Genomic DNA, 26,726 nt, shown 5'->3' on the forward strand with positions numbered 1-26,726 from the left:
GCTCTCCGCCCTTTTTTTATTTGTAAGAACGTGATTATAATGTTCTCTTAACTTCTACCTCTTCGAAACCTTCCACGATATCGCCTGGTTTGATGTCGTTATAGTTCCTGATACTAAGGCCGCACTCCATGTTGGATACTACTTCCTTCACATCATCTTTATAACGTTTCAGTGAGCCGAGTTCGCCGGTGTATACTACGATACCATCGCGTACCAGGTTGATCCTGGTGTTTCTCGCCAGTCGGCCATCGAGTACGAAGCAACCTGCAACCGTAACCTTGTCGAATTTGTAGGTTTCGCGGATTTCCACGTTGCACACCACTTTCTTCTCGATTTTTGGTTCCAGCATCCCTTCCATCGCGCTTTTCAGCTCGTCGATTGCGTCGTAGATGATAGAGTAAGTACGGATCTCGATGTTTTCTTTTTCTGCCAGTTTCGCTGCCTGCATAGACGGGCGTACCTGGAAGCCGATCAACAGTGCATCGGATGCGGTGGCCAGCAATACGTCGGACTCAGTGATCTGACCCACGCCTTTATGTACCACGCTAACCGCTATCTCTTCGCTGGACAGTTTCTGCAGGGAATCGCTCAACGCTTCTACAGAACCATCGAAGTCACCTTTGATGATGAGGTTAAGCTGCTTGAAGTTGCCCAGTGCCAAACGGCGACCGATTTCGTCGAGCGTGATGTGCTTTTTGGTACGAATACCCTGCTCACGCACGATTTGCGCACGGCGGCTGGCCACATCTTTCGCTTCAGATTCATCTTCATACATCTTGAACTTCTCACCAGCCTGCGGCGCACCGTTCAAACCAAGGATCTGTACAGGAGCAGAAGGACCTGCTACTTCCAGACGCTGACCACGTTCGTTGAACATGGCCTTGATTTTACCGAAGTGCGAACCAGATACGATGGTATCGCCCTGGCGCAGGGAACCGTTGGAAACAAGCAGCGTAGTTACATAACCACGGCCTTTATCCAGCGTAGCTTCGATGATGCTACCAGAACCTTCGCGGTCAGGGTTAGCTTTCAGTTCGAGCAGTTCTGCTTCGAGCAGTATTTTTTCGAGCAGCAGGTCGATATTCAAACCACTTTTGGCAGATATTTCCTGGCTTTGGTATTTACCGCCCCAGTCTTCTACCAGCAAGTTGAGTTGTGCCAGCTGTTCTTTGATTTTTTCAGGATTAGCGCCGTCCTTATCAATTTTGTTGATAGCGAACACCATTGGCAGGCCTGCCGCCTGAGAGTGGGAGATCGCTTCCTTGGTTTGAGGCATGATCGCATCGTCCGCAGCTACTACGATAACGGCGATGTCGGCTACCTTGGCACCACGGGCACGCATCGCGGTAAACGCTTCGTGACCAGGTGTATCGAGGAAAGTCAGTTTTTTACCGGTTGCAGTAGTTACCTGGTAAGCACCGATGTGCTGGGTAATACCGCCGGCCTCACCAGCCACTACGTTTGCGTTACGGATATAATCGAGCAAAGAGGTTTTACCGTGGTCAACGTGACCCATGATGGTCACAATCGGCGCCCTCGGTACGAGGTCGGCCGGATCGTCCACTTCTTCTTCTTCGTCGGTATCATCTGCATCGTCCAGACCAATGAATTCAACTTCATAACCAAACTCGCCTGCTACCAGTTCAATAACTTCCGCATCGAGACGCTGGTTAATGGATACCATGATACCCAGGCCCATACATTTCGAGATTACTTCTGCGAAGCTCACATCCATCAGGTTGGCCAGTTCGCTTACAGAAACGAATTCTGTAACCTGCAGTTTGTTACCATCTGCCCCCTGGTTAGCCAGTTGCTCTTCACGTACCTGGCGTTTTTCACGGCGACGGCTCGCTTTGGTGTTTTTACCACCGCGTGAGTTAACGCCGAGTTTGGCCATGGTTTCCTTAATCTTATTCTGGATCTCGTTTTTATCGATTTCTTTATCCTCAGGACGTCTGTTATCGGGTTGGTTGCTACGATAGCCACCGCCTTGTCCGGCAGGACGGTTACCGAAGTTACCGCCGCCTCTGTTTGGTCCGCCACCGTGTTGTGGACGGCCCTGACCGCCGGTACCCTGGTTACGTGGCTGGTGTGGACGGCTTGGTCCGCCACTGTGTGTGCCACCCTGGTTACCACCGGGACCGCGATTACCACCCTGGCCACCGCCCTGGTTACGGTTTTCGTACGGACGGCTGGCACCTGTTCCCTGGCTGCGGTTATCGCCACCGGGGCCGCGGTTACCACGATCTTGTGGAAATTCGCCTGGCTTAATTGGCTCAGGTTTCTTTTCCACTATGATACGCTTACGTTTGCGCTTCTCGTTGTCTTGTTTTGCTTTGTTATCGCGACGGTCGTTGTTCACCGGCAGGTTAATTTTACCGATTACTTTAGGTCCGGTAAGTTTTTCTGCCTGAATGTTGGTGATTACTTTAGACTCATCGTCGTCGCCACCGTCCTGGGTGTCGTTTTTAGGAGCATCGTCCTCTTTTGCTGCCGCAGGGGTCACCACAGTTGTTGCTGGGGGAGGTGTGGCAGGCGTTTCTTTCACGACTACCGCTGCTGGTTTAGCTACGGGGGCTTCTTCTGTTATTACAGCCACTTTTTCTTTTTTATCTTCTACTACTTCCTTCTTATCCTTTACTGGTTCCTGTACCGGTTTAGGGGCGGCTGTTTCAGCGGCCGGTTTAGCCGGTTCTGCTTTTGGTTCAGGTTTAGGCTCGGGCTTTACTTCCTGTGGTTGCGGTTTCTCCGCTACTGGTGGAGGTGCCGGGGCTTCTACTTCTTCCTTTTTAGCAGGAGGTGCAGGTGGCGGTGTAGGTTTTTTGCTACGGGCAGCGCTGTTTAACGCATCCAGATCAATTGTGGCCACAACTTTAGGGCCGCTGATACGGGATGTTTCTGCTGGCTTGGCCGGCTCTTCCTTCACTTCCGCTTTAGGCGGTTCCGGAGCTTTTTCCGGTTGTGGAGGTGGCGCGGGGGCCTGAGCCTGTGGCTGAGGAGGTTCCGGTTTAGGCGTTTCTGCTTTAGGAGGGGCAGGTGTTTCCTGGGCCGCAGCGGGAGCTACCGGCTCTGGTTTCGCCTCCTCTTTAGCAGGCGCATTCTTTTTGGCTGCCGCGGCTGCAGCTTCTGCATCTTCTTTCTCTTTCTTCTTCGCGGCATCTAACACGGTCCCTTTAGGCAAAGCGATCTGGTCGCTTTTGCGCTTATTCGCTTTATCCTGCTGGAACTCCGACTGCAGCGCGCCATACATCTGTGATGTAAGGCGTGCGTTAGGCGAGCCAAATTCTGCCATGTCATATCCTTTATTGGACAGATAGTCAATGAGCGTATCCTTACCAATATTGAATTCCTTGGCAGCAGCCAACAGGCGCGGTGTGTTATTTGTTGATTCGGGCATATTTAATTTCTGCCTCCCCCTACTCCGCCATTAGCGAAGACTGTTTTAACATTAAGTAATTAATCAAATAAATTTCTCTCTTCACTTCATAAAGCCAATCCCACGGGGAAGGTTGGGACGTACTTTATTCTTTTTCAAACTCTTCCTGTAATATTCTGCGCACTTCCGTTACCGTTTCTTCTTCCAGGTCTGAACGACGTACTAACTCTTCGGAAGTTAATTCAAGCACACTGCGAGCGGTATCGCAACCAATGCGTTTGAGTTCGTCGATGATCCATTCTTCGATTTCGTCTGAGAATTCTTCCAGATCGATATCGAATTCGGCCTGTTCCTGCTGCTCGTCGCGGAATACGTCGATTTCATATCCCGTCAATTCGCAGGCCAGTTTTATGTTCACACCTTTTTTACCAATGGCCAGTGATACCTGGTCCGGATTGAGGTAAACGGAAGTGTATTTGTTGTCGTTATCAACGTCCATACGGCTGATCCTCGCAGGCGTTAGCGCACGTTGGATAAGCAGTTGAATGTTGTTGGTGTAATTGATGATGTCTATATTTTCGTTGCGCAGTTCCCGTACGATACCGTGGATACGGCTACCCTTCATACCTACGCAGGCACCTACAGGATCTATACGGTCGTCATATGACTCGACTGCAACTTTAGCTCTTTCGCCCGGCTCACGCACGATCTTCTTGATCACGATAAGTCCGTCGAAGATTTCCGGAACCTCTATCTCCAGCAATTTTGCCAGGAAGGAGGGGTGGGTCCTTGAAAGGATGATCAGCGGAGAGTTGTTTTTCATCTCAACTTTCTTCACTACTGCCCTTACATTTTCTCCCTTTTTAAAGTAATCTGTCGGTATTTGTTCCGGCTTAGGCAATATTAACTCATTCCCTTCATCATCCAATAATAAAACTTCTTTTTTCCACACCTGGTAAACCTCACCATTCACAATTTCACCTACCCTGTCTGCATATTTTTTAACCAGGATGTTCTTTTTCAGGTCGCCGATACGGGCAGAAAGCGTTTGTTTAGCTGCCAGAATGGCGCGACGGCCGAAATCCATGATCTCCACCTCTTCGTACAAATCCTCACCTACCTGGTAATCGGGTTCTATCTTAATGGCGTCTGTATAGGCAATCTGGGCGTTATCGTCTTCCACCTCACCATCTTCAACGATGGTACGGCGACGCAGGATTTCCAGGTCACCTTTTTCGGTATTTACGATCACGTCGAAGTTCTCATCTGAGCCATACTTTTTGCGCAAGAGCGTTTTGAACACATCTTCCAATACCTTCATTAACGTCGGCCGGTCGATATTTTCCGCTTCTTTAAACTCCGTGAATGACTCAATCAGGTTAATACTAGCCATGTTTTTTCATTATTTTAAAACACAATACACACGTGGGTGTGCTTGATCTCAGAGAAATTTATATCTGTTACTTTTTGTTCCTTCTTTTTTCCGATCAGCTCCTCAATAGTTAGCTGTTCTTCAGTTACCGCCAGCAGTTTGCCCTCTTTAGAGGTGCCGTCCAGCAACGTCACTTCCACCTTACGGCCAATGTTTTTCTGGAACTGGCGCGGCGATTTAAGCGGCTCATCCAGTCCCGGAGAAGATACCTCCAGCGAAAAATCATCGTTCGGGAAAAGTCCGGATGTTTCCAGGTGCGGGTAAAGCGCGCGGTTAAAAGATACAAGTTTGGAAATGGCAGCGCCATTGTCTGCATCTATATACACCTTCACATTATTGGTGGGCTTGATCTTAATCTCTACCAAAAAATACTCGGGGTTTTCCGCTATCACTGTTTCCACCAGCGCCTGTATCGATGCTATTATTTGTTCGTTTGCCATACAAAAAACGAGAAGGGGACTCTCTCGTCCCCTTCTTTTGATTCTTTTTATCAATTGCAAAATTAAGATTTTATTTCAATACAAAAAGTATTTTTAGGTAATTAACAGCGAATTGCCGACCACAGCGCTACCAAGGCCTCACATGTAAAATAAAGAACCTATATTGCCGCCATCAAATCAAACAAAACATTATGCACTGGTTATGGTTTATACTGATAGGTGCTGCCGCCGGATGGCTGGCAGGCCTTTTAATTAAAGGTCGCGGACTGGGATGCCTGGGAAATATTTTGCTGGGAATAGTTGGCGGTGTATTGGGCGGCTGGATTTTCCGTCAGCTGGAAATTAAGCCGGCTGGCACATTTGTTACGGCTTTCGCAGGGGCTTTCGTTATATTGCTGATAGCAAACCTGATCAGCAGAAAGTAAGCATGCGTGCTTTTTTCCATCATATTAAAAAAATTAACCTCGAACTGGTGATATGGACCGGCGGACTGCTGGCCCTATATTTCATCAATCCCGCCCATCCTCCCATCATAGATCTTTGTCCGCTGCACCGTATGGGTTTTACCTGGTGCCCAGGCTGCGGGCTGGGAAGATCGGTAAGTTACCTGCTTCACGGCAACCCGGCCGCTTCCTGGCAAATGCATAAACTGGGAGGATTTGCGCTGCTGGTGTTGCTGCTGCGGATTTACCGGCTGGCGAGAAATCAATACAGCGACTATCAACTTTCCAGGATCAACAAATGATAATTTAATTTTATCTTTAAGTCATGAACACAAACTACTACTTCTCTATGCTACCTGGTGCAGAACCTGAAGAACTGATGTGGCTTCAGGAACTGACAAAAAATTATGATGAGGAAACCCGTCATCGTTTCATCAGCATTTATGGCCAGCGCCGTAAAGATCCCCAAACCGTTCTGATCTGCTGCCTTCTCGGATTTGTAATTGTGGCGGGCGTCCACCGTTTCATTACCGGGAGTATCGGCCTGGGTATACTTTACTTCTTTACCGGAGGCCTTTGTTTGGTGGGAACTATAATTGATACCATCAATTATCGCAAAATTACCTGGGAGTTTAACAAACAGGAAGCGATGAACGCCGCAGCCCTGCTGGGTTACAAGTTTAATTAATCCTTTTTGCTAATAATAAAAGGCTGCTTCCCGTGCGAAGCGGCCTTTTGCATTTAAAGCCTTACTAGTTAAAGAAACCTTAAAAACACCCCTGCTATTACGGCACGAACTGGATATTCCGCTACCTTTGTTTCTATGTTAAAATTTCTGTTATACTTATTTCTTACATGGCTGTTCTACAAGCTGGTGTTTGATTTTATCATACCAGTGTACAGAGCCACGAAACACGTAAAGCGTCAGATGAACGACATGCAGGAGCATGTGCGTGAACAATACCGTCAACAGCAAGAGTCTTCCACAGGATATACCGCTAATCCCCGACAACAAGCTACTGAGCAGGTGAAAAAGCCTGTAAATCCCGACGATTACATCGAATTCGAGGAAACTAAATAAGCCTTTTTAATTTGCCGGACGAAATATATCCAGTATGGTGCGTGGCGCCTGCAGGTGAATGGTTTTTATGCCCAATTCCTGTGCTGCGGTAATGTTTGGCAGCGTATCATCAATAAATAAGGTGGCAGCGGGATCTAATTTATTCTCGTCGAGTATGATCTGGTAAGCTTCTTTCTCCGGCTTGCGGTATCCTATTTTGTGGGAATAGTACGACTTGTTGAAGAACAGATCAAGGGAAGGCAGGCCTCGTGACTGGAACAATATGGCATTGAACGCGCTTTGATGAATTGCGTTGGTATTACTTAAAAGAAAGGTGTCGTAATAGTTTTGCAGTTGCTGCAGCACCTGTAAGCGCGCTACGGGAAAATCGAGCAACATGGCATTCCAGGCGGTTACAATCTGTTCGATCGTTACTCCGTCAGGCGCTGCTTTTTGTAGTTCATGAAGAAAATCATCGTTACTGATACCGCCTGTTTCCAGATCTTCGAACAACGCATTGGCGTGGAATTGTGAGTACAATTCACGAAAGTTTTTTACGCCCAGGTCGATAAACGCCTGCTCCGTAAGCATGTAATCGATATTTAGAATTACGCCACCAAGGTCGAAGATGATATGTTTGATTCCTTCCATTACTGCATTTTTTATCAGCCGCGGCAAAGGTAACACAGCGTAGTTTAAAGGGAACACAAAAAAATTTTGAATTGAATAAAAAATATTTACTTTTGCCCTCCCTTGAAAGAGGGGACGTTCTTCGGAACAGGTCCTATAGCTCAGTTGGTTAGAGCACCTGACTCATAATCAGGGGGTCCCAGGATCATGCCCTGGTGGGACCACGAAATTCAGAAAAGCACTTGTCATACGGCAGGTGCTTTTTTTATTGATACTATTTTACCAAATGGCTTTGGAGTTACCCCGGAGTATGGAGAGAGTGTGGTGGAAGTTAGGAGAGGCCGTGGTGAAGATGGTTAAAATATTACCAGCGGCCCGTCTTTTGCATTACTAGTTGATAAAACCAGACCAACATGACGACCATATTAAGCCGGATAACCATATCAGCCCTGTTACTGACCACTATTGCCTGTACACAACAACCCGATTGCAGAGGAGTAGACTATAAAGGCAAAGATGCCATTTCTTCCATACTTGCGTACGATACAGTAATCCCCAATACGGTGCTTATCGTCCCCGATTCCATCGTTCAATCTTCCACAAAAGAAATTACCACGGTGCTGGACACACTCACATCCCGCGGATTGCTTACTTACCGGCTGCTCGACAGCAGCATGTCGCGCAGGCGACTTACCGGACCGCTATTGAATGGGCCCGACACCAGTTTGTTTTACCGTTACGCTATCAGCTGGACCGCAGGGTTCAGGGAGCAATATCCGTCCGAAAATTATCATGATGTGATCAGTGTCAGCTTCCTCGGCAGGGATATGAGCGGAGAAGTACGCTACGGAGGCCACGAAATAAGGGTAAGGAAAATCTCCATTATAGAAGACGATTCCCTGTTTTTCCAGCAGAACTGCCGGTCAACAAGTTTCCACTACACTTATAAACTGGAACCTTTGAACCAGCTGGGAGAGGCAATAGGCCATTCTGTTTATTCGGAAGTAATCAGAAGCAAGAAAACGGATGGAATGGTCCAACAAATACAAAGGCCCACAATTGAAGTTGCAGGCCCCTAGTTATTTTTTTTGGTATGATATAATATGTTTCCTCGGGAACGTTCATCGGGCTTATTAATGAAGTCGTGTCGGGTCCGTCCATAGGAGCAATTCCGAAGAAGAAATATTTAATGAACAAGATAAATAGTAGCAGCATCAGCCAGGTTGTTTAGTTACAAAGCTATCGTTTACTTCCTTCATGTGCTTTTCCAGTAACTCGGACAGCTGCCTTTCCCTGGTGAAGAAGGCCGACTTGCCTGAAAGATTGTGCATTTCGGCAGGATCGTTTTCCAGGTTGAACAACTGCTTCGTTTCGCGACCCTTCACTTTATACCAGATCAGTTTCCAGTTATCGGCCGTCCGTACGGCCCGTTGTACGTCCTTGTATGCGGTGTATATTTCACTGCGGCCGGAGGAAGTTTTCTTCACCACGGGCAGAAGGCTTTGGCCTTCGAGGCCTTCCGGTGTTTTAAGTCCTGCATATTCGCAGAGCGTGGGAAATATGTCGGTGAGCGTACAGAGGGCGTTCCGGCGTGTATCTGCAGGCAAACCGGGGCCCGATATAATAAGTGGTACGCGCATGCTGTGATCGTACAGGTTTTGTTTACCCAGTAAGCCGTGTTGCCCTACAGCCAGGCCATTATCGGCCGTAAAAACAATAAGTGTGTTGTTCGCTTTCCCCGACTTTTCCAGCGCATCCAGCACTTTACCGATACAATCGTCTACTTCGGTGATCATGGCGTAGTAGGAGGCTATCTCCTTTTTCACCAGGTTGGTATCGCGTGGGCTTGGAAGCAGCTTTTCGTCGCGCACTTCCATTTCGCCGTTATCGAAAGGATGTTCCGGAAGATAGTTAAGCGGCAGTGGGATCCTGGCTGAATCGTACCGCTTTGCGAATTCCGCGGGCGGAGTGCGGGGATCGTGCGGGGCGGTGAAGGCCACGTACATCAGGAAAGGAGATGCGTCTTTTTTCTGTTCCAGGTATTTAACGGCCGCCTCCGCGTAGTACTCGCTGGAGAAGTGGTCGCCGGTGAACTGGCTGGCTGCGGGATATTTGCCGGAGCTGTCAAAATGATACAGCCTGGGGGTGTTGTGACCTCCGGTTTGTTCCTGGTGCATACCGCCCAGGAATATGTTATCGGCAGTGGTAAACGAGCTTTTAAAGGCTTCGCGGCTGTTATGCCACTTACCCGTTTCAAAGGTTTCGTACCCCTGGCTGCGGAAATAAGCGGGGAAAGTAGGGTAGTCGCAACCGGCATTCATAAAACACTCTGGCAACTGGTAATATGGTTTGCCGCTCAGCAACATGGCCCTGCTGGGCGCGCATACCGCACCGCTATTGGCCCCTAGGATGTGCGCGCGGGTAAACGCAACGCCGCGGCGCTTCAGCCTGTCCATATTCGGTGTTTGTATATAACGGTTGCCCAGCGCGTGAATAGTATTGAACCGCTGGTCGTCGGTAACAATAACGAGGATGTTCGGCTTAGCCGCCTGCTGCGCCAGCACGGGCTTCCCAACTACACTAAGGCCGGCAAAAAGGGCAAATAACAGGAAATTCCCTGCCCTTTGTTTCTTGAACATATGATCGGTTTTTGATGCGGCCACTCTAAAGGCCAGGCAAAGGTGGAATAGAAAAAGAGGCCCGGTACTGACCGGGCCTGTGAATTATCCTTTAACAATTTTATTATAGGAAGTGGCAATTCCCTTAATGAGCGAAGAGCTGAAGCCCTGATGCTCCATTTCGTTCAGGCCTGCGATGGTGCAGCCTTTGGGAGTGGTCACTTTATCTATTTCTTCTTCCGGATGACGTTTTTCGCGGATCAGCAGTTCTGCGGCGCCTTTTACAGTTTGGGCGGCAATGAGGTTGGCTGTTCTCACATCAAACCCGATCTCTATTCCTCCCTGTATGTTGGCGCGGATGAAGCGAAGCGCGTAGGCGATACCGCAGGCGCCCAGTACAGTAGCGGCGTCCATCAGTTTTTCGTCGATGCTTACGGTTACGCCCAGTTGGTTAAACATACTTTCAACCCAGCTTACCTGGTCGGCATTAGCGTATTTATGGCAAATACAGGTCATTGATTCACCTATGGCGATAGCGGTGTTGGGCATCGCCCTAACCAGCGGCATATTACCGCCAACGATGGTTTCCAGGTCTTCTATCAAAATACCCGTTACCACGCTGATGAGTATCTGCTTTGCGGGGTTAAACTGTGGCACCAGGCCCGCCAGCACTTCTTTTACGTTATAGGGCTTTAGTGCTACCAGCACCACATCAGCACCGGCAACTGCCTTTGCATTATCTGCCTCAATATTTACACCTTGATCTTTTAACTTGCCCAGTGTGGCAGTATTGCGTTTGGTAATGGTTATGTCCGCGGCTTTTGAGAACCCGCTCTTCAACAATCCCTCTGCTATGGCGGAGCCAAGATTTCCGCCACCGATAATGGTAATTTTCTTCGATGACATACTCGCTGTTTTATCCCTTGTTAGGCCTGGTAAGGTAAAACAAAACAGCCAGTGTTGCAACACCGGTTTAAATAGCAAACGGCGGCCTTCGGAAAGGTCGCCGTTCTGTTATAATTCCCAAAGCTGGTATTAATCGAGTGTTACATGGCTCCAGTTTTCGCCGCTTTTGATCCGGTATAACTGCATTTCGCTGATATCGAACTGCTCGGCAATCTGTTTCATGGTTTTGCGGCCAGGCTTGGCCAGTATGCGTTTGATGCTCTTCACCTTGGTGATGTTGAGCTTCAGGCCTTTTACGCGGTTACGCTGGCGAAGTTTATAAGCCAGTTTGGCCGGACTGTTTTGCTGGTGTTCCTCCATTTCCTGCTTGGTTGCCCAGCGCAGGTTGGTGGCTTTATTGTTCTTTTTATCGAAATCGAGGTGAATAACGAAACGGTGCGTTCGGCCTGGCTTAGTGCAAAATAGTTTGGCCACCTCGCGGTGCAGATAAAGAGACTGATAGCTGTCTGCCGGTTTGATGTTTAATACAGTGTATCCCTCTACTGTAGATCCCGTAAGGACTTTGCCATCTTCATGGCTTTCGGAGTAGCTGATTACCCTCCCGAGATTTGATACTGCGTATCTCTTACGCAGGGCAGATTTATTTTTTATCTGCAAGTCTTTCCAGACTTCGTTTCTAAGATTTTTAAATGCGGTGGCCATGTGAAGTAAGTTTTTTAGTTTGAATTTTGGGGGAACCTGTCTTTAAAAAACCACACATCCATTCTTCGTACATTCCGGTTACTGAATCTTTGCCGATGGGGAGTTATACTACCTTGTAAGGTATTGTTCTTAGTTGCGCTAATATCCTGCTGAACTTGTCCGGATTTTTTGTAAGTTGCTGATTGTGAATAAATATGTCTACTACGTGGAAATATGTTGATATACCGAGCCGGTTGCCATACTACCAGGATTTCTGTTATTGTTCACTGCCTGTACATAACTACAGGTTTGGGGACTAATTGTTCGTATTTCCTGCACCATTATTAACATAAATGTTTTTATAGCCGGTGGCAACGATTTGTTTTAGTGTACCAGTTACCGTAAATTCTACTTTAACACAATTGGACGTTAAAACATTTAATATTGATTCCGGGGACCGTCAACTGGAAAACACAATGTAAATTTACAGAAATTATACTGAGAACGATCATGACCGGTTACCTTAATAAACAACCTGCGGCGCTTCAACTTTCTACGTTAATTGGCTTCTTTATCGGATTTTTCCTGATCTATGGCGCTTTTATGCAGTTGGTGTTTCCTGCTATCAGCGGCGGCTATACGCTGGAAAGCCTGTTAACAGCAGTCAAAAAGGATTCAGGGCTGGTGAACTATCTGAAATTAGCACAATTTCTATACACTTTCATTGTTTTTCTTGTTCCAGGTGCGCTTTTTATCTATCTCACCGAACCACTTGCCGGGGTGGGACTGGAAAAAGGCCCCTCCATTTACAATCTCATATTCGCCGTGCTTATCATGGCCAGTGCTTTGCCGGTGATTGGTTACCTGATGGAGTGGAACGAAACCTGGCCCATGTCAGACAGTTTGCGCCAGCTGGAAAAAGAGGCGGAAGAGCAAACGAAGATCATGCTCAGCATGCCCAACATCCCCTCGCTGCTTGTTAACCTGTTAATGGTAGCGGTGATGCCGGCCATTGCGGAGGAACTGTTTTTCCGTGGCGCCATGCAGCGGGTATTTACCAGAATGGTTAAAAACGGATGGGTAGCGGTGATCATCACCTCAATTATCTTTTCCGCCATCCATATGCAATTCCTGGGCTTTGTGCCCCGCTTTGCCTTGTCGGTGTTGCTGGGCGGTATTTACCTGCTTAGCGGCAACCTTTGGCTGGCCATCATTGCACACTTTCTCAACAATGCCCTTAGCGTAGTGTTATTTTACGTTGGGCAGGGCGAAGCCGACGAAAGTTTGCCATGGTATATTAACATTCTAAGCGGGGTTGTGGTGCTGGCATTACTTTTTATGATGCGCCGCAACAACAGATCAATAGCAACAATAAAACAACAAGATTATGGAGAAAGACTGGGTTAGAGTATTTACGAGCAACCAGGCGTTCCGTTCGGAGCTGGTAAAGGGAATGTTGATAGAGAATGGCGTGAGCGCGGTGTTGCTCAGCCGGCAGTCGTCGGCTTTTCAGCAGATGCTGCCGGGTATGGAAGAGGTGTATGTACACGTTTCCCAGAAGGATGCGGCCGAAAATCTTATCCGTGAGGCAGGAGAAGAGAACATTGAAAACAATTTATAGATTTGCACCTGATCAAATATAGCTTTACAGCCGTTCAATGAAGACCTTCATTACCCGTACGATATCGGCCCTCTTCTTTGCAGCAATTATGCTGGGGGGCATCCTATATAATCCGTTTACCTTTTTCCTGCTCTTCTTTATCGTTAATTTCTTCGCCCTGCAGGAGTACTTCCGGCTGGTAAGGAAGATTGACCCGGAGTATGAGCAGATCACCACCTGGCATAAATACGGCGTGCTGATAGCCAGTTGCGGTATTATGATGGCCTTTTCGGGCGATCAGTTTGGCGGGCCCACCCTTTCGCTGGGTTTTCTTGGCTGGACAGTAGCCGTGATATTCATGATGGTATTGCCCCTGGGCGAAATACTCATGAACAACACCTTTTCCCTTAAGAACATGGGATATTCGGCACTTGGACTGCTGTACGTTACCGTATCCATGGGTATGCTGGTTGATATGCGGCTGCAGGACTCCCTGCAATTTACCATGCCATCGGGCCGCCCCATCGGTTACCTTGTTCCGCTTTTACTGATCCTTTTTATATGGATAAACGATACCATGGCCTATATTGTAGGCTCGTTAATCGGTCGTACCCCCTTCTTCCCCTCCATCTCTCCCAAAAAAACAACTGAAGGCTCGGTAGGAGGAATGATACTGGCGGTGGCCACTGCTGGCATTTTTGGCTGGTACTGGGGGCAACAGGTGCTGGCATTTCAGCATTGGCTGGCAATAGCGGGTATAGCAGCTGTGTTTGGCACCGTGGGCGATTTGCTGGAATCGAAGCTAAAAAGGCTGGCCGGGGTAAAGGATTCTGGCAACATGATGCCTGGCCACGGCGGTTTCCTCGACCGTTTCGACTCGCTGCTGCTGGCAGCGCCGTTTGCCTGGATTTATGTATACTTTTTCCTTAGCTAGGAATATTTAACTTCGTACCGCGGTTTGCAGCCATATGCACAGCCGACCTCATATTTAACTTTTAATCAATCAAGCAACAAAAATGAAAATCCATCGCGAAGGATCGGCAACTATTTTATTGACTTTACTGGCACTGGCGCTGATTAATGGCATCGTGTATTACTTTACCAGCCAATTTGCCATCGTTACCTGGGGGCTGCTGATCATTTCTCTTGCGTTCTGGCTGTTCATCATCTCCTTTTTCCGTATACCCAGCAGGGTGTTTAAAGAAGATGAAAACCTGATCATTGCGCCGGCAGATGGCAAAGTGGTGGTGATCGAAGAAACGGTGGAAGCCGAGTACTTTAAAGACAAAAGGCTGCAGGTTTCTATCTTCATGAGCCCCGCCAATGTACACGTAAACCGCAACCCTATCAGCGGCACCATCAAACTTTCGCAATACCATGCCGGTAAGTACCTGGTGGCCTGGCATCCTAAATCATCTACCGAAAATGAACGACATACTGTAGTAATCGATAATGGTAAAACAGAAATACTCTGCCGCCAGATCGCCGGCGCCCTTGCCCGCAGGATCGTGAACTATATGAAAGCAGGTATGCAGGTGAAACAGAACAGCGAGATGGGCTTCATTAAGTTTGGCTCCCGTGTGGACATTTACCTGCCTGTTGGCACCAAAGTGAACGTGGAACTGAACCAAACCGTACGTAACGGCCAAACGGTGATCGCTACCCTTTCGTAAAGGTGTTTTAACAGTTCGTTTTCGTTTTAATGGGTTATCTTTAAAATAATAAATACAGCCTGCTATGAAAACATTATTCATCTCTGCCGCTACCGTATTATTTTTTGCCGCTACCGTTGTAGCGCAGGATAAAACTAAAGCTCCGGCTAAAGCGAAAGAAAAAACCGAGGCAACCTGTAGTAAAACCGCCAAAGGCAAATCATGCTGCACACAGCCATCAAAAGCAGCGGCACTGAGAACGGCCAAACCGGCGAAAATAGCTACGGCTCCGGCTCCAAAGAGTTAACAATTGCTTGTTATAATTGAAAAAGCACTGCCTTTACGGTCAGTGCTTTTTTTATGTGTTGTTGTATCTTCTAAAGGATTTTTTTCAGTTCACTTAAACAGGAGATGGAATAAGTAGGGGTGATGGCCGATGTGGTAACTGCTGGTCCAAAATATACCTGGTCCATACCTACATTACGTGCGCCCAGAATGTCTACATCCATCGTATCGCCTATCATAATGCTTTCGGCGGCGGTAGTGCCGGCCTTACCCATGGCGAAATCGAATATTTCGCGGTGTGGTTTAAGGCTGCCTGCCGATTCGGAAGTGATAACATGTGTGAAGTAATGGCCGATGCCCGCGTGTTTCATTTTTAACAGCTGCGTATCCTCAAAACCGTTGGTAATAAGGTGCATCGGATAGTTTTTAGCGGCCAGGTAGTCGAGTACCTCCGTGGCATATGGAAAAAGGGCAGTGCGGGTGGGCAACACTTCCAGGAACTGCTCACTCAGCATATTACACAGCTTTTCGTCGGCAATTTTGTACTCGAGGAAGGTGAGCCAGAAACGTTTGAAGCGTAGCTCTTTACGATTAATGATACCCTTACGGAAGCGGTCCCACAGGCGGTCGTTATGCACAGAGTAACGGGCATAAAAGTCTTCGAAGGAAACAATGCCCCTGTTACTAAGGGTATTTACTTCATAAAGATGCTGCAGGGTATGCGTGGCATTGGTCTCAAAGTCCCACAGGGTGTGGTCGAGGTCGAAAAAAACGTGTTTATACTTCATAATCCATCATTCACCTGGCACGGGCCGTGAGCAACAAAATTAGCACAAGAAAGGCAAAGGATTTATTTTTATCCTGTTAAAAACGTTTGAGCATAGATATGAATGCAGTTATAACCGGTGCCAGTAAAGGAATTGGCAGGGCAGTAGCCGAGAGGCTGGCCCGCGAAGGATTTAATGTGGCTATTTGCGCCCGCAACACTAAGGCGTTGGATGAGGCCGCCGCCGCTATTCAACAGCAAAACCCGTCTGTAAAGGTATTGGCCATACCGGCCGATATGGGCGATAAGGCTGCGGTGATGGCTTTTGCACAAACCGTGAACGAACAGTTTGGTGCCATCGACATACTGGTGAACAATGCTGGTATTTTTGTGCCCGGCGCTCTACATCAGGAGGAAGATGGTCATCTCGAAAAGATGATGGCTGTTAACGTATACAGTGCCTATCACCTTACCCGCGCCCTGTTGCCTGGCATGATGGCCCGCAAAAAGGGTCACATCTTCAACCTTTGTTCTACCGCCAGTCACAAGGCATATCCCAATGGCGGTTCGTACAGCATTACGAAATTCGCCCTGCTCGGCTTTTCGCAAAACCTGCGCGAAGAGTTAAAACAACATCGTGTAAAAGTAACGTCTGTGAGTCCCGGCCCCACCTTAACTGCGTCGTGGGAAGGCTTTGAAGCGCCGACCGACCGCATGATGCCACCTGAAGATATTGCCAGCGTGATCTGGAGCGCTTACAACCTGGCCGAACAAACGGTGGTAGAAGACATCCTGTTAAGGCCGGTATTGGGCGATATCAGCTAGATAGCTTTATCCGCCCTTCATCCCCCAAACCCTTTACTGTAGTTAATTTGAGGCATAATCCTTTGTGTTATTTTTAACTTACTTTTAACTTGTTTTTAATGTTTTAGGGAGGCGGCATTGGTTAAATTTGTTTTTGATGATTCACATGACCCGGATAGGTAAAAAAAGTATCTTAACATTATTGGCCTGTTGCACCGCCATCGTGGCGATGGCGCAGGCAGACTTCCGTTTCTCTACGCAGGTGAGCAGTAATACTGTTGCATTGGACGAGGCTTTTCAGATCCAGTTCACATTGGAAAATGCGCCGAACCTGTCGCAACTGTTACCACCCGATTTTAAGGACTTCGATGTGTTGCAGGGGCCCATGCAGTCCAACAGCACCTCCATTACAAATGGCAGGCGCACCGATGTTGTTGCGCTTATTTACCTGCTGCGGCCTAAACGTATCGGCAACTTCACACTCGCCGGGGCTACCGCCAGGGTTGATGGCGTAACCCGGAAATCGAACCCGGTAACCATAGAGGTGGTGAAAGCGGTGGGCAATCGCAACAACCTGCCACAACCACAACATCAGCCACAGCAAATGCCGCAGGGTTATGGCAGAAGGCCATCCCAGGGTATTGAAGACCAACCCTCCATTGTAAGGAAAGGCGAAGATGTGAATGAGAAACTGCGCAAAAATATCTTTCTAAAAGTGGATGTTGATAAAACCAGCGTGTTCGAAGGTGAGCAGGTAACAGCCACTTACAAACTATATACACGACTTAACACCTCCTCTAACGTAACTAAAGTGCCTGCATTTAAAGGCTTTTCTGCGAAAGACGTGGAACTGCCCAACCCACCGCAGGCCACTATTGAAACGGTGAATGGCGCTACCTTCAAAGTGTTCACCATCCGTAAAACAATGCTTTTCCCATTGCAAAGCGGTGCGCTGGAGTTAGATCCGGTAGAAGTTGACAATCAGGTGCGACTGATCAAACTGGGGGCTAACACCCGACGTAATCAGCAGCTCGACGATCCTAATTTCCGCGACGTGTTTGGCAACAGTCCGTTCGACGATCCATTCTTTGAAGATTTCTTTAACCGGCCAGAAGTTACTTACGAAGACGTTCCTTATAAAATCAAAAGCAATCCCGTAACCATAACCGTAAAGCCACTGCCAACGGCTCACCGCCCGGCAAGTTTTACCGGTGCAGTTGGCCAGTTTGAAATGACGGCCACCGGCGATAAAAAAACACTAAGTACCGACGATGCGCTTACTGTTAAAGTAACTATTACCGGCGTGGGCAACGTAAACCTGATGAGGGCGCCCGAAGTAGCAGCCAGCGATGCGTTTGAGAAATTTGATCCGAAGGTTATGGACAATATCGACAAAAACAGCAATCCGCTTAGCGGCTCCAGGCAGTTCGAGTACATATTTATGCCTCGTGAAGCCGGCGCGCAAACTTTGCCTGCGGTGGAGTTCAGTTACTTCGATCCTAAGAAGGGAGAATATAAAATACTGCGCTCGCCCGACTTCCCGTTACAGGTAAGCGCCGGCAAAAACACCAACAAGGATAAGCAGGACTACAGCAACCTTGGCCGTAATGATCTGTCCAACATCTACCCCACCGTTAAAGGCTGGGTAAAACAAACACCTTACCTGTTTGGCAAACCATTATTCTGGGCGCTGCTCGTGTTGCCATTACTGCTTTATGGTGGTGTTGCATTTTACCGCAGGAAGCAGGAATACAAGGTGAATAATGCCAATGTACTGCGACATAAAAACGCGAACAAAGTAGCACTCAAACGCCTGGAATTGGCGGCGCGTTATCTGAAAGAAGAAAAAGACAAAGCCTTCTACGAAGAAATATCCCGTGCCGTGTGGGGATACCTAAGCCACAAACTGCGCATACCGATGGCGGAACTCAGCAAACAGCTGGTGCAGGAGAAGTTGCAGGATAAAGTAGAAGAGAGTAATACCAGGGAGCTTTTTGAACTGCTGGACAATTGTGAGATGGCGCTTTATGCGCCGGTTGGCAGCAGCCAGTCGCGGCAGCATACGTATCGCCAGGCCATTGATGTAATCAGCAAACTGGAAGACGAACTGAAAAAAGTAATGGCTTAACAGAAGCATCAACCAACACCCACTATGATCCGCTCTATCCTACAATTTTGTATGCTTTCTATAGTCATGGTCACAATGACCGTGCGCCTGAGCTTTGCCGCTACACCGCCACAGCAGCGCTTCGAGAAAGCGAATGCCCTGTACAAACAACAACAATACACACAAGCCGCCGCGCAATACCAGCAACTGATAGATGAGGGCTATCTTTCGGCCGAACTTTATCTGAATGCAGGCAATGCCTACTACAAAAGCAGTGCGATGGGCGAGGCGATATACAGTTACGAAAAGGCGCAACAGATTGACCCCGGTAACGAAGCTGTGGGCCGCAACCTGGCGCTGGCCAACCAGAAGATCGGCAGCACAGCACAATCGCTTCCGCTGTTATTTTTCGAGCGTTGGTGGATGGACCTTCAACGTTTACACAGCACCAATGGCTGGGCTATAGGCACTATCGTTTTGTGCTGGATATTGATCATCGTTTTCGCTGTTCATCGTTTTATATCACGCAGTATTTTACTTCGCATAGCAGGTTATTTAACGGCTGCTCTGTTTATTGGCTACTTCGCCATGGCAGCGTGGGTATATAACCGCGCGCAGCACCAGGACATTGGCATTGTAATGCATGGCATGGCCAAAGTGAAAGCCGCGCCAGATGCCAATAGTAAAGAATTGTTCGAGGTAAAAGAAGGCATTCGCCTTGATGTGGTTGACCGTACCGCAACGTTTTACAAAGTTGCATTGAACGACGGTAAAACCGGCTGGGTACCGGTGGAAAGTATTAAGACTTTATAACCTTTCTATACGCATCAGGAATTCCTGTTTCCGGTTCCGGGAAACAGGAATATTTTTGCCATCCAACAGAATGATCTCCCCTCCATCGCCCTTAATGTATTTATCCATGTAAGCAAGGTTGATCATAAAGCTGTGATGCACACGAAAAAAACCTTTCTCCCCTAATACTTCTTCCACTTCTTTTAAGGTACGGCAAATGAGCATTGGTTTTTCGCCCTGCTGCATAAATATACGCGTATAACCACCGTCCGATTCGCAGTAGGTAATGTCTTTAACCGCCAGCATGCGTAAGCCATCCATGGTGGGGAAGGCCAGTCGTTCGTTCGGTTGAATGTGCTGGTAGAGGTAGTGCATGAGGTTATTTACATGCTTGTCCGAGTTGTTGTTCCGTTTGGCCAGAGCTTTGTCTACCGCATCGGCCAGTTCCTCTTTATCAACAGGTTTAAGCAGGAAATCGAGCGCACTATGGCGGATAGCCTGTATGGCGTATTGGTTATAAGCAGTAGTAAAGATGATAGAAAAAGAATGGGTTGTGCAGCGTTTGAGCATTTCGAAGCCCGTCATACCGGGCATTTCCACATCGAGGAATAAGAGTTGGGGTTGATGTTTTGCGATTGCGTCGAGGCCTTCCTGGCCATTTTCGCATAATGCCACGATCTCTACATCGGCGCAATACCTGTTAAGGAGTACCTGTAATACTTCGCGACAATGCTTTTCATCATCAACAATAATAGCCTGCATATTTTAATAGATGTGGTGAACCCTGCAGTAAAGATACCGCAAAGGATTCGTTTACTCTGCACCGGCGAGAATTTTCTCTTCGCCGGCCGGGGGCTGCAGCGATGTATCGGGCAGGGTAATCACGGTGTAAGTCCCGCTCACCCGGCGTTGGGGATCGTAGAGGTGTCGGGTGGTAATTTCCGCGTGGGTATCGTACCGTACGTTCATGAGTTGTATGCGTTCGGCGGCAATGTTGGCCCCTTCGTTGCCAGGTTCGGGCGTAAGAGAAACACCACGATGGGTGCCGTTATCTTCGAGGCGGATGTATATATGGCTCATCGTGCGGCCGATCTCTATTCTCAGGTAACCGCCGGTGGGCTGCTGGCGCATGAGCAGCCGGTTATAAATGGCGTGGCGTACATAAGGCTGGATAATAAACGGCGGAAGCATGGTTTGTTCCTGGTTTACATCCTTCATCACTTTTATTTCGCAGCTAAATTTTTGTCCGAACCTCAGTTGTTCCAGTTCGATATAAAGTTCCAGTGCTTCGAGTTCCGCCGACAGCGAAATCCATTCGCGGCGGCTGTTTTCGATGGTTAACCGCATGAGTTTTGCGAAGCTCATCAGGTGGCGGCTGGCCTCGTCGGTACTGGTGGTAAGAATGAAGTTGTGGATGGCGGAGAGGCTGTTAAATATAAATGCCGGGTCCAACTGTGCCTGAAAGGCGTGCATTTCCAGCGAGCGCCATGACTTGCGCACTTCCTGCTGCCGGCGCATTTTGCCTTTCCATTTCCGCTCGCGCCAAAGAAAAAGGCAAAGAAAAACCGCCGATCCCGAAACGGAGATCGCCCAATAGGGCCAGCTGGCATTTTTTAAGATATCACTTAGCGTATTCAAAACAATCAGGTACTGTAAAGGCTGTTAAATTCCTCAGCTATTTGTAAATATAGATGCCGTTGAAATCACAAAAAAACGTCAATTATTATTGGGCGGTTTTTTGTGCATAAGAGGGCGTTTTGATGAAATAAGTGGTTGGGGTAAACCGGTGTAGCGAAACGCTGTGTACGAGGGGTACATCCTTTAAATAGAAACAGAAATGGGGAAATGTTAAGGACGGGCGGCCATGTATACACCAACTTACATCAAGGGACATTATTCCTGAACACACCGTCGTTATACACTACAGCCACCGTCACAGGGTAGCTCTATCCAACTAAAAGACAACAACATCCAATAAAAAAGGGGCTTAAAGCCCCTTATCAAACGTCTGTAAATTTATATCCAACTCCCCTTACCGAGTGGAAGTACCGCGAATTGCGGCTGTCTTCTTCAAAGTACTTACGGAAGTTAAGAATGAAGTTGTCGATGGTGCGGGTGGTAGGATAAACATTGTATCCCCAAACCACCTGTAAAATCTTTTCCCTGGTTACCACTTCGCCTTTGTTTTCGATCAGCAGTTTCAGCAACATGGTCTCTTTTTTAGAGAGTTCATGGTGTTTGCCGTCTTTACCCACGCATTCCTGCGCGGCAAAATCGATGGTGTTGCTGCCAAAGCGGTATACATTCGGCACGCTGTCCTTATCCTGGATCTTCTTGTTCTTTACGATCAGCTTTTCCACGCGCAGCAGCAGCTCTTCCAGGTTAAAGGGTTTGGTCATATAGTCGTCGCCACCCTTTTTGAGGCCCAGTACCCTGTCGGCGCTACTGTTTTTGGCGCTCAGGAACAGGATAGGTACTTCGTTGTTCTGTATGCGGATGTTCTCGCATACAGCTATGCCGTCCATTTCGGGCAGCATAATATCCAGTATGATCAGGTCGAAATATTCGTTCTTAACAGCTTTCAAAGCAGTAGTACCGTTATCTACGGCGGTAACCTCATAGCCTTCCAGCTCCAGGTTCAGCTTCAGGGCTTCCTGGAGATTCTCCTCGTCCTCTACAAGTAATATTGATGCTTTAGTAGCTTCTTTCATATGCAAGTGATTTGGCCCGTCCGCCAGTCCCAGGGACGTACGCCCTATAAATTTACTGACAACTCGTTAATTTCTACGCGGTTTGTGCAGAATATTCTCCCAGGGTGATCTCGAATATCGTTCCCGCGGGTGCGTTATCCTTTACTACAATCGTGCCGTTATGCTGCTCTATTATCTTCCTGGTGAGGAACAAACCGAGCCCGGATCCTTTAGCACTGCGGGTATTCTCGTTTCCAATACGGTAAAACTTCTGAAATATACGGTCTTTTTCCCCTGCCGGTATGCCCGGACCTGCATCTATGACCTGCCATTTCAGCAGGCGGTCCTTTTCAAACAGCAACACCCGGATCTCTGTTCCCTTGGGAACGTACTTAATCGCGTTTTCTACCAGGTTACTCAGTACGATCTGTAGCATGAACTTATCACCATTCAGCCAGATACCAGGTTGAATGTCGGTAACGATCGTGTGCGAGTTGGTCCTGGCCTCTATTTCATCGGTGCCAGCCTGTAAAAGGTCGGAGAAGTTAAGGTCCTCCCGGAATAGCTGGTTCCTGTCGCTCTCGAACTGCGACGCCAGCAGGATGTTATTGCACAATTGGTCCAGGCGGTTGGTTTCCCGGATCGTATTATCTATGAGTTTATGTTGTTTTTCTTCGTCCAGCTTACGTTTGCGGATGGTTTCGAGGTTCAGTTTGGCCGCGGCGATGGGCGATTTCAGTTCGTGGGTTACGGCCATCAGGAAGTTCTGTTGTTGCTGCTGCAGCTTAAGCTGCTTGCGGATGGCCCGGTATACCAACCAGGCACCTACCAGCAAAATCAGCAGGAAGATGGCCCCTTCGCCCAGGAACTTGAACGTACGCAGCTCCTCGTTTTTGGTGATGCGCTGCTCGGCCAGGTGGTACTGCATGGGTTGTTGGGTACTGTCAATCCTCATCGCGAGGTTTTCCCTTTCGTAACCCGTAATCTGGTCGCTTTGCCGAAAAAGCAGCACCCCCCACCATACCAGCGCCATGATGGTGTATATAAGCAGGAAAATATAAACAGGTGTTACCATCTTCCCGCTCTCCAGCTTATGGAAAACTCTTCTCATCTAAGCCTAAGCGTATCTTTTTCTATCCGCAGCCCCACGTTCATTACAGCAGCCAGTGGGTTTTGCCGCATGGTTTGCTGAAACGCGAAGCGATAAGTACCTGGTTTGGCAAAAGCGCCCCGGTTATTGATCATGATGCGGTGTTCAAAAATATCATCGGTACCACTACCCATCCATTTGCCGCTGTTATCTGCCAGGGGCAGTTCTACACGCTGACTATCCACCTTTTTATCCGGCGATGTAATGTAAATCATCATCCAGAGGTTACTAAAGGCATACGCGTCGCGGTGGCGCACATTGGCGTAAATGGTATAAAAATAGGCGGTGTCTTCCGGTGCAATCGTCAAATCGAAATAGGGCCTGTAATCCGTCTTCCAGGCATGGCCGGGGATTTCCAGGTTCTTTTCATAAGTATCCATTTTGGGCGGCTTGCAGGCTGCCACGGAAAGCAGGAGGCACAGGGCGGTCCCTGCCAGGGAGATGTTACTTCTACAAAACATTCAGTACCTGTTCTTTTGCTTTTTCTAATTCATCTTTCATCATTACTACCCACTGCTGAATAGACGCGTCGTTGGCTTTTGAGCCGGTAGTGTTTATTTCACGTCCTATTTCCTGGAGTACGAAGCCCAGCTTTTTACCTTTGGCGGCATCACTGTCTTTCAGCATTTCCTTAAAGTAACGGCAATGGTTTTCCAGCCTTACCAGTTCTTCGCTCACGTCCAGCTTTTCCAGGTAGAATACGAGTTCCTGCTCCAGGCGGTTGCCATCTACGTTGTCTTTACCCACATATTCGGCCAGCAGCGTTTCGAGGCGCGTACGTACTTTGTCTTTACGCAGCGGGTCCAGTTCGCGAACCTTTTCGGTACAAGCGATAATATTTTCTATGCGGAGCAGCAGGTCTTTCTCTAGCATCGCACCTTCGTCGAGGCGGTGTTTATCCAGTTCGCCGATAGCGAGTTTAAGTACGTCGGCTGCTTCCTTCCATTCTTTTTCGGTGATTTGCTCAGAAGCAGGTGTTACCACTTCGGGCAGCTTCATGAGTACGTTCAGCATATCGTCCTGCGGCAAACGCAATTCGGTAGCCAGGGTAGTAATGGCAGTATGGTAATACTTGGCCAGTTCTGTATTGATCACCACCGGACGGGTGGCACCATTTTGTTTAATATTGATGGTTGCATCGATAGTACCTCGCTGCAGCACCTGTTGTAACAGGTTGCGGATATCAAATTCGTAGGGCTTCAAAAGGGGTGACATCTTCAGATTTACCTCGAACTGTTTGCCGTTTAGCGATTTTATCTCGGCGATGATTGTTGTATCGCCCCGGGTAAACTCTGCACGGCCAAAGCCGGTCATGGATTTTAACATAGTCTAAGTTTGTCTGCAACAAACCTAGTTAAATTAGCGCAAAGCGCAAAGGAAGGGCCGGGAGGAAGGGGGCTATTTCGTAAATAAGGCGTCGTAGAGGTCAGCGCGGTCCATCTCTATCATATCGCCCGGCTGCATACCTTCGATGTTCAGCCGCTCTATCCGGTAACGAATAAGCCTCAACGTGGGGAAGCCGGTAGCCGCGGTCATCTTACGCACCTGCCGGTTTTTACCTTCGTTGAGTATAAGCTTCAGCCAGGGAGCAGGAATGCTTTTGCGGAAACGAATGGGAGGATTCCGTTCCGGTACGGTTGGTTCGGTATCGAACATCGTTGCCCGGGCGGCACGCGTCTGATAATCTTTCCCATCAATATTGATCTTTACGCCTTTCTGTAATTGCAACACCGCGTCGGCAGTTAACGCCCCATCTACCTGTACCCAATATTCGCGTTCGTGGGCAAACTTAGGATCGAGGAGGCGGTGGTTAAGGGCCTTATCATTGGTAAGTATAAGCAGCCCTTCGCTGTCGTAATCCAGCCTGCCAACCGGGTAAACATCACGCGGCACGTCGAAGTAATCGGCCAGCACCTGTTTATCGCCTTCGCGGCCAAAGCGGGTAAGTACCTGGAAGGGTTTATAAACGATATAGTAGCGAAGCGGCAAGTTGCAATGTTTGGTGAAGCGCAAAATTAGGATTTTGGAGGGAGATGCGCGAACTGTTGCATCACCATGCTCTTCCGTTCGTAAAACACTCAAATCGAACAGTCTTTGGTGAAGGCCCTGTAAATTAGTACTTTTGCGACGTCCTCATACCAGATTATGGGAGTTGAATATGATAATGGAAAATATCGCGTGCCAATACTGCAATAAACGGATGATAGAGGTGTTTGTGACCGCGTCTGAAGAAAACACCACAGCGTTAGCTGCGGCGAAGCAGTGTACCACTTACAAACGCGGCGATATTATATTCCAGGAAGGCGCTCACCCCTATGGTATTTATGCTATCAACACCGGCAAAGTAAAACTCACCCGCAGTGGCGACGATGGACGCGAGCAAATCATACGGCTTTGCAAACCCGGCGATCTTATCGGTTATAAAGCACTCATCAGTAATGAAACTTACACTGCCACCGCAGTGGTGCTGGAAGATACCGCGGCATGCTTCATTCCCCGCGATGTATTTGTACGCATACTCCAGAAAGACGCCTCCCTTTCGCTTCGCATGATGCAGATAGTGACCAGCGAACTGAGGAGAGCGGAAACCAAGATCACCCATCTCTCCCAAAAACCTGTGAGGGAACGCCTCGCCGAAACCTTACTTACGCTAAAAGAAACTTACGGACTCGAAGCCGATGATCAAACCATCAACGTAACGTTATCGAGAGAAGATATTGCCAACCTGGTAGGCACGGCAACAGAGTCGGCCATCCGTTTGTTATCGGAATTCCGCAAAGAGAAGGTAATCGATCTTCCGGGAAAGAAAATCCGCATCTTACAACTCGCCCAGCTGATTAAAATGGCTAACCTGCAGGATTAATCTTCCAACTGTCTTCTTTCGCTTCATTTTTTTTGACTTAAGCCGTTGCAAACCTGTCTTCATTTGTTAAAACGTCAGCTTTTTCGCTTCAAAACTTCAAAATCGGGTAACCCGGCATTTTGCATCGGGAAGCATGTAAGGGCTGTTTTTTATGTTGATGAGATGTGCGTGTGTTACAACACTAAATGATCGACTCGCTGAAAGCTGCTGTAGCAAAGGGTTTCAAAGGCAATAAAAAAAGTCTGACCGTGTGAACAATCAGACTTTCTTATTATGTGAATGGGTTAGTAAGTACAGGGAAACAAGATTCCCTACACAATATTAAAAAGAATTTCATGACAAAAGAAAAAATTTGCAAAAAATTTTATTCACAGCTTTAAAAAATTTGTGGATAACAGTAAACCATTAAGCGATAATAAGCGATTATTATC

29 protein-coding genes and 1 tRNA gene are annotated in these 26,726 nt (G+C 48.0%); 15 read left to right on the plus strand and 15 right to left on the minus strand.

Annotated elements, in window-relative coordinates; all coding sequences use genetic code 11:
* Positions 1-34 precede the first annotated feature (34 nt).
* The 3 genes from infB to rimP form a co-directional block, all read right to left on the minus strand.
* Complete coding sequence (gene infB / locus QZT80_RS19435; RefSeq protein ID WP_295125928.1) at positions 35-3,397, minus strand: translation initiation factor IF-2; 3,363 nt, start codon at positions 3,395-3,397, stop codon at positions 35-37.
* A gap of 124 nt (positions 3,398-3,521) precedes the next feature.
* Positions 3,522-4,769 carry a transcription termination factor NusA gene (gene nusA, locus QZT80_RS19440; RefSeq protein WP_295125929.1) on the minus strand — a complete coding sequence of 416 codons (1,248 nt, stop codon included), beginning with the start codon at positions 4,767-4,769 and terminating at the stop codon, positions 3,522-3,524.
* A 14-nt stretch (positions 4,770-4,783) separates the two neighbouring features.
* Positions 4,784-5,248 carry a ribosome maturation factor gene (gene rimP, locus QZT80_RS19445; RefSeq protein ID WP_295125932.1) on the minus strand — a complete coding sequence of 155 codons (465 nt, stop codon included), beginning with the start codon at positions 5,246-5,248 and terminating at the stop codon, positions 4,784-4,786.
* A 191-nt stretch (positions 5,249-5,439) separates the two neighbouring features.
* Here rimP and QZT80_RS19450 point away from each other — a divergent pair, with 191 nt between their 5' ends.
* From QZT80_RS19450 to QZT80_RS19465, 4 genes are all read left to right on the plus strand, one after another.
* Positions 5,440-5,673 carry a GlsB/YeaQ/YmgE family stress response membrane protein gene (locus QZT80_RS19450; RefSeq protein ID WP_295125935.1) on the plus strand — a complete coding sequence of 78 codons (234 nt, stop codon included), beginning with the start codon at positions 5,440-5,442 and terminating at the stop codon, positions 5,671-5,673.
* Positions 5,674-5,675: 2 nt separating this feature from the next.
* On the plus strand, positions 5,676-5,993 hold the full coding sequence (locus QZT80_RS19455; protein ID WP_295125937.1) for a DUF2752 domain-containing protein: 318 nt from the start codon (positions 5,676-5,678) through the stop codon (positions 5,991-5,993).
* Between the two features lie 23 nt (positions 5,994-6,016).
* Positions 6,017-6,379, plus strand: coding sequence for a TM2 domain-containing protein (locus QZT80_RS19460; RefSeq protein ID WP_295125940.1), 363 nt, complete (start codon positions 6,017-6,019; stop codon positions 6,377-6,379).
* A gap of 135 nt (positions 6,380-6,514) precedes the next feature.
* On the plus strand, positions 6,515-6,772 hold the full coding sequence (locus tag QZT80_RS19465) for a hypothetical protein (RefSeq protein ID WP_295125942.1): 258 nt from the start codon (positions 6,515-6,517) through the stop codon (positions 6,770-6,772).
* A gap of 6 nt (positions 6,773-6,778) precedes the next feature.
* Here the strand turns inward: QZT80_RS19465 and QZT80_RS19470 are convergent, their stop codons facing one another.
* Complete coding sequence (locus QZT80_RS19470) at positions 6,779-7,402, minus strand: HAD family phosphatase (protein ID WP_295125945.1); 624 nt, start codon at positions 7,400-7,402, stop codon at positions 6,779-6,781.
* 129 nt (positions 7,403-7,531) lie between these two features.
* Here QZT80_RS19470 and QZT80_RS19475 point away from each other — a divergent pair.
* Positions 7,532-7,605, plus strand: a tRNA-Ile gene (locus QZT80_RS19475).
* A gap of 189 nt (positions 7,606-7,794) precedes the next feature.
* Positions 7,795-8,460 (plus strand): hypothetical protein, encoded by a 666-nt coding sequence (locus QZT80_RS19480; RefSeq protein WP_295125948.1) that lies wholly within the window; start codon positions 7,795-7,797, stop codon positions 8,458-8,460.
* Positions 8,461-8,595: 135 nt separating this feature from the next.
* On the opposite strand, the gene QZT80_RS19485 is transcribed toward QZT80_RS19480, so the two are convergent.
* The 3 genes from QZT80_RS19485 to QZT80_RS19495 form a co-directional block, all read right to left on the minus strand.
* Complete coding sequence (locus tag QZT80_RS19485; protein WP_295125951.1) at positions 8,596-10,020, minus strand: sulfatase-like hydrolase/transferase; 1,425 nt, start codon at positions 10,018-10,020, stop codon at positions 8,596-8,598.
* Positions 10,021-10,104: 84 nt separating this feature from the next.
* Positions 10,105-10,905 carry a pyrroline-5-carboxylate reductase gene (gene proC / locus QZT80_RS19490; protein WP_295125954.1) on the minus strand — a complete coding sequence of 267 codons (801 nt, stop codon included), beginning with the start codon at positions 10,903-10,905 and terminating at the stop codon, positions 10,105-10,107.
* A 129-nt stretch (positions 10,906-11,034) separates the two neighbouring features.
* Entirely contained in the window at positions 11,035-11,607 is a 573-nt protein-coding gene (locus QZT80_RS19495; protein ID WP_295125957.1) for an NUMOD4 domain-containing protein, read from the minus strand.
* A 489-nt stretch (positions 11,608-12,096) separates the two neighbouring features.
* On the opposite strand from QZT80_RS19495, the gene QZT80_RS19500 reads away from it, so the two are divergent.
* The 5 genes from QZT80_RS19500 to QZT80_RS19520 all read left to right on the plus strand — a co-directional run bounded on the left by QZT80_RS19500 (position 12,097) and on the right by QZT80_RS19520 (position 15,145).
* Positions 12,097-12,993 (plus strand): CPBP family intramembrane glutamic endopeptidase, encoded by an 897-nt coding sequence (locus QZT80_RS19500; protein ID WP_295125960.1) that lies wholly within the window; start codon positions 12,097-12,099, stop codon positions 12,991-12,993.
* Positions 12,974-13,207, plus strand: coding sequence for a DUF2007 domain-containing protein (locus QZT80_RS19505; RefSeq protein ID WP_295125963.1), 234 nt, complete (start codon positions 12,974-12,976; stop codon positions 13,205-13,207). The genes QZT80_RS19500 and QZT80_RS19505 overlap by 20 nt, the downstream gene beginning before the upstream one ends.
* A 37-nt stretch (positions 13,208-13,244) precedes the next feature.
* Positions 13,245-14,120: a phosphatidate cytidylyltransferase gene (locus tag QZT80_RS19510; RefSeq protein ID WP_295125966.1), complete on the plus strand. Its 876-nt coding sequence runs from the start codon at positions 13,245-13,247 to the stop codon at positions 14,118-14,120.
* Between the two features lie 82 nt (positions 14,121-14,202).
* The gene (locus QZT80_RS19515) at positions 14,203-14,859 is read left to right on the plus strand and encodes a phosphatidylserine decarboxylase family protein (RefSeq protein ID WP_295125969.1); all 657 of its coding nucleotides are present in this window, start codon (positions 14,203-14,205) and stop codon (positions 14,857-14,859) included.
* A gap of 64 nt (positions 14,860-14,923) precedes the next feature.
* Complete coding sequence (locus tag QZT80_RS19520; protein ID WP_295125972.1) at positions 14,924-15,145, plus strand: hypothetical protein; 222 nt, start codon at positions 14,924-14,926, stop codon at positions 15,143-15,145.
* A gap of 70 nt (positions 15,146-15,215) precedes the next feature.
* Here the strand turns inward: QZT80_RS19520 and QZT80_RS19525 are convergent, their stop codons facing one another.
* Positions 15,216-15,911 (minus strand): YjjG family noncanonical pyrimidine nucleotidase, encoded by a 696-nt coding sequence (locus QZT80_RS19525; protein WP_295125975.1) that lies wholly within the window; start codon positions 15,909-15,911, stop codon positions 15,216-15,218.
* Positions 15,912-16,009: 98 nt separating this feature from the next.
* Here QZT80_RS19525 and QZT80_RS19530 point away from each other — a divergent pair, with 98 nt between their 5' ends.
* The 3 genes from QZT80_RS19530 (at position 16,010) to QZT80_RS19540 (ending at position 19,613) form a co-directional block, all read left to right on the plus strand.
* Positions 16,010-16,714 carry an SDR family oxidoreductase gene (locus QZT80_RS19530; RefSeq protein WP_295125978.1) on the plus strand — a complete coding sequence of 235 codons (705 nt, stop codon included), beginning with the start codon at positions 16,010-16,012 and terminating at the stop codon, positions 16,712-16,714.
* A gap of 136 nt (positions 16,715-16,850) precedes the next feature.
* Positions 16,851-18,821, plus strand: coding sequence for a BatD family protein (locus QZT80_RS19535; protein ID WP_295125981.1), 1,971 nt, complete (start codon positions 16,851-16,853; stop codon positions 18,819-18,821).
* 51 nt (positions 18,822-18,872) lie between these two features.
* Entirely contained in the window at positions 18,873-19,613 is a 741-nt protein-coding gene (locus tag QZT80_RS19540; protein ID WP_295125983.1) for a tetratricopeptide repeat protein, read from the plus strand.
* Here the strand turns inward: QZT80_RS19540 and QZT80_RS19545 are convergent.
* The 7 genes from QZT80_RS19545 to QZT80_RS19575 all read right to left on the minus strand — a co-directional run bounded on the left by QZT80_RS19545 (position 19,608) and on the right by QZT80_RS19575 (position 25,421).
* Positions 19,608-20,354, minus strand: coding sequence for a LytTR family DNA-binding domain-containing protein (locus tag QZT80_RS19545; protein ID WP_295125986.1), 747 nt, complete (start codon positions 20,352-20,354; stop codon positions 19,608-19,610). The two genes, QZT80_RS19540 and QZT80_RS19545, sit on opposite strands and share 6 nt — an antisense overlap.
* Before the next feature lie 51 nt (positions 20,355-20,405).
* The gene (locus QZT80_RS19550; RefSeq protein ID WP_295125989.1) at positions 20,406-21,230 is read right to left on the minus strand and encodes a sensor histidine kinase; all 825 of its coding nucleotides are present in this window, start codon (positions 21,228-21,230) and stop codon (positions 20,406-20,408) included.
* A gap of 362 nt (positions 21,231-21,592) precedes the next feature.
* Complete coding sequence (locus tag QZT80_RS19555) at positions 21,593-22,303, minus strand: response regulator transcription factor (RefSeq protein ID WP_295125992.1); 711 nt, start codon at positions 22,301-22,303, stop codon at positions 21,593-21,595.
* 73 nt (positions 22,304-22,376) lie between these two features.
* Complete coding sequence (locus QZT80_RS19560) at positions 22,377-23,393, minus strand: ATP-binding protein (RefSeq protein ID WP_295125995.1); 1,017 nt, start codon at positions 23,391-23,393, stop codon at positions 22,377-22,379.
* On the minus strand, positions 23,390-23,893 hold the full coding sequence (locus QZT80_RS19565) for a gliding motility lipoprotein GldH (protein ID WP_295125998.1): 504 nt from the start codon (positions 23,891-23,893) through the stop codon (positions 23,390-23,392). Before QZT80_RS19565 ends, QZT80_RS19560 begins: the two co-directional genes overlap by 4 nt.
* On the minus strand, positions 23,883-24,758 hold the full coding sequence (locus tag QZT80_RS19570) for a YicC/YloC family endoribonuclease (protein ID WP_295126001.1): 876 nt from the start codon (positions 24,756-24,758) through the stop codon (positions 23,883-23,885). Before QZT80_RS19570 ends, QZT80_RS19565 begins: the two co-directional genes overlap by 11 nt.
* 72 nt (positions 24,759-24,830) lie before the next feature.
* The gene (locus QZT80_RS19575; RefSeq protein WP_295126004.1) at positions 24,831-25,421 is read right to left on the minus strand and encodes a pseudouridine synthase; all 591 of its coding nucleotides are present in this window, start codon (positions 25,419-25,421) and stop codon (positions 24,831-24,833) included.
* A 211-nt stretch (positions 25,422-25,632) separates the two neighbouring features.
* Here QZT80_RS19575 and QZT80_RS19580 point away from each other — a divergent pair, with 211 nt between their 5' ends.
* Positions 25,633-26,295 carry a Crp/Fnr family transcriptional regulator gene (locus tag QZT80_RS19580; protein WP_295126007.1) on the plus strand — a complete coding sequence of 221 codons (663 nt, stop codon included), beginning with the start codon at positions 25,633-25,635 and terminating at the stop codon, positions 26,293-26,295.
* The last annotated feature ends 431 nt before the right edge of the window (positions 26,296-26,726 follow it).

Origin of the sequence: uncultured Chitinophaga sp., assembly GCF_902168175.1 — a bacterium.
Classification (GTDB): domain Bacteria; phylum Bacteroidota; class Bacteroidia; order Chitinophagales; family Chitinophagaceae; genus Chitinophaga.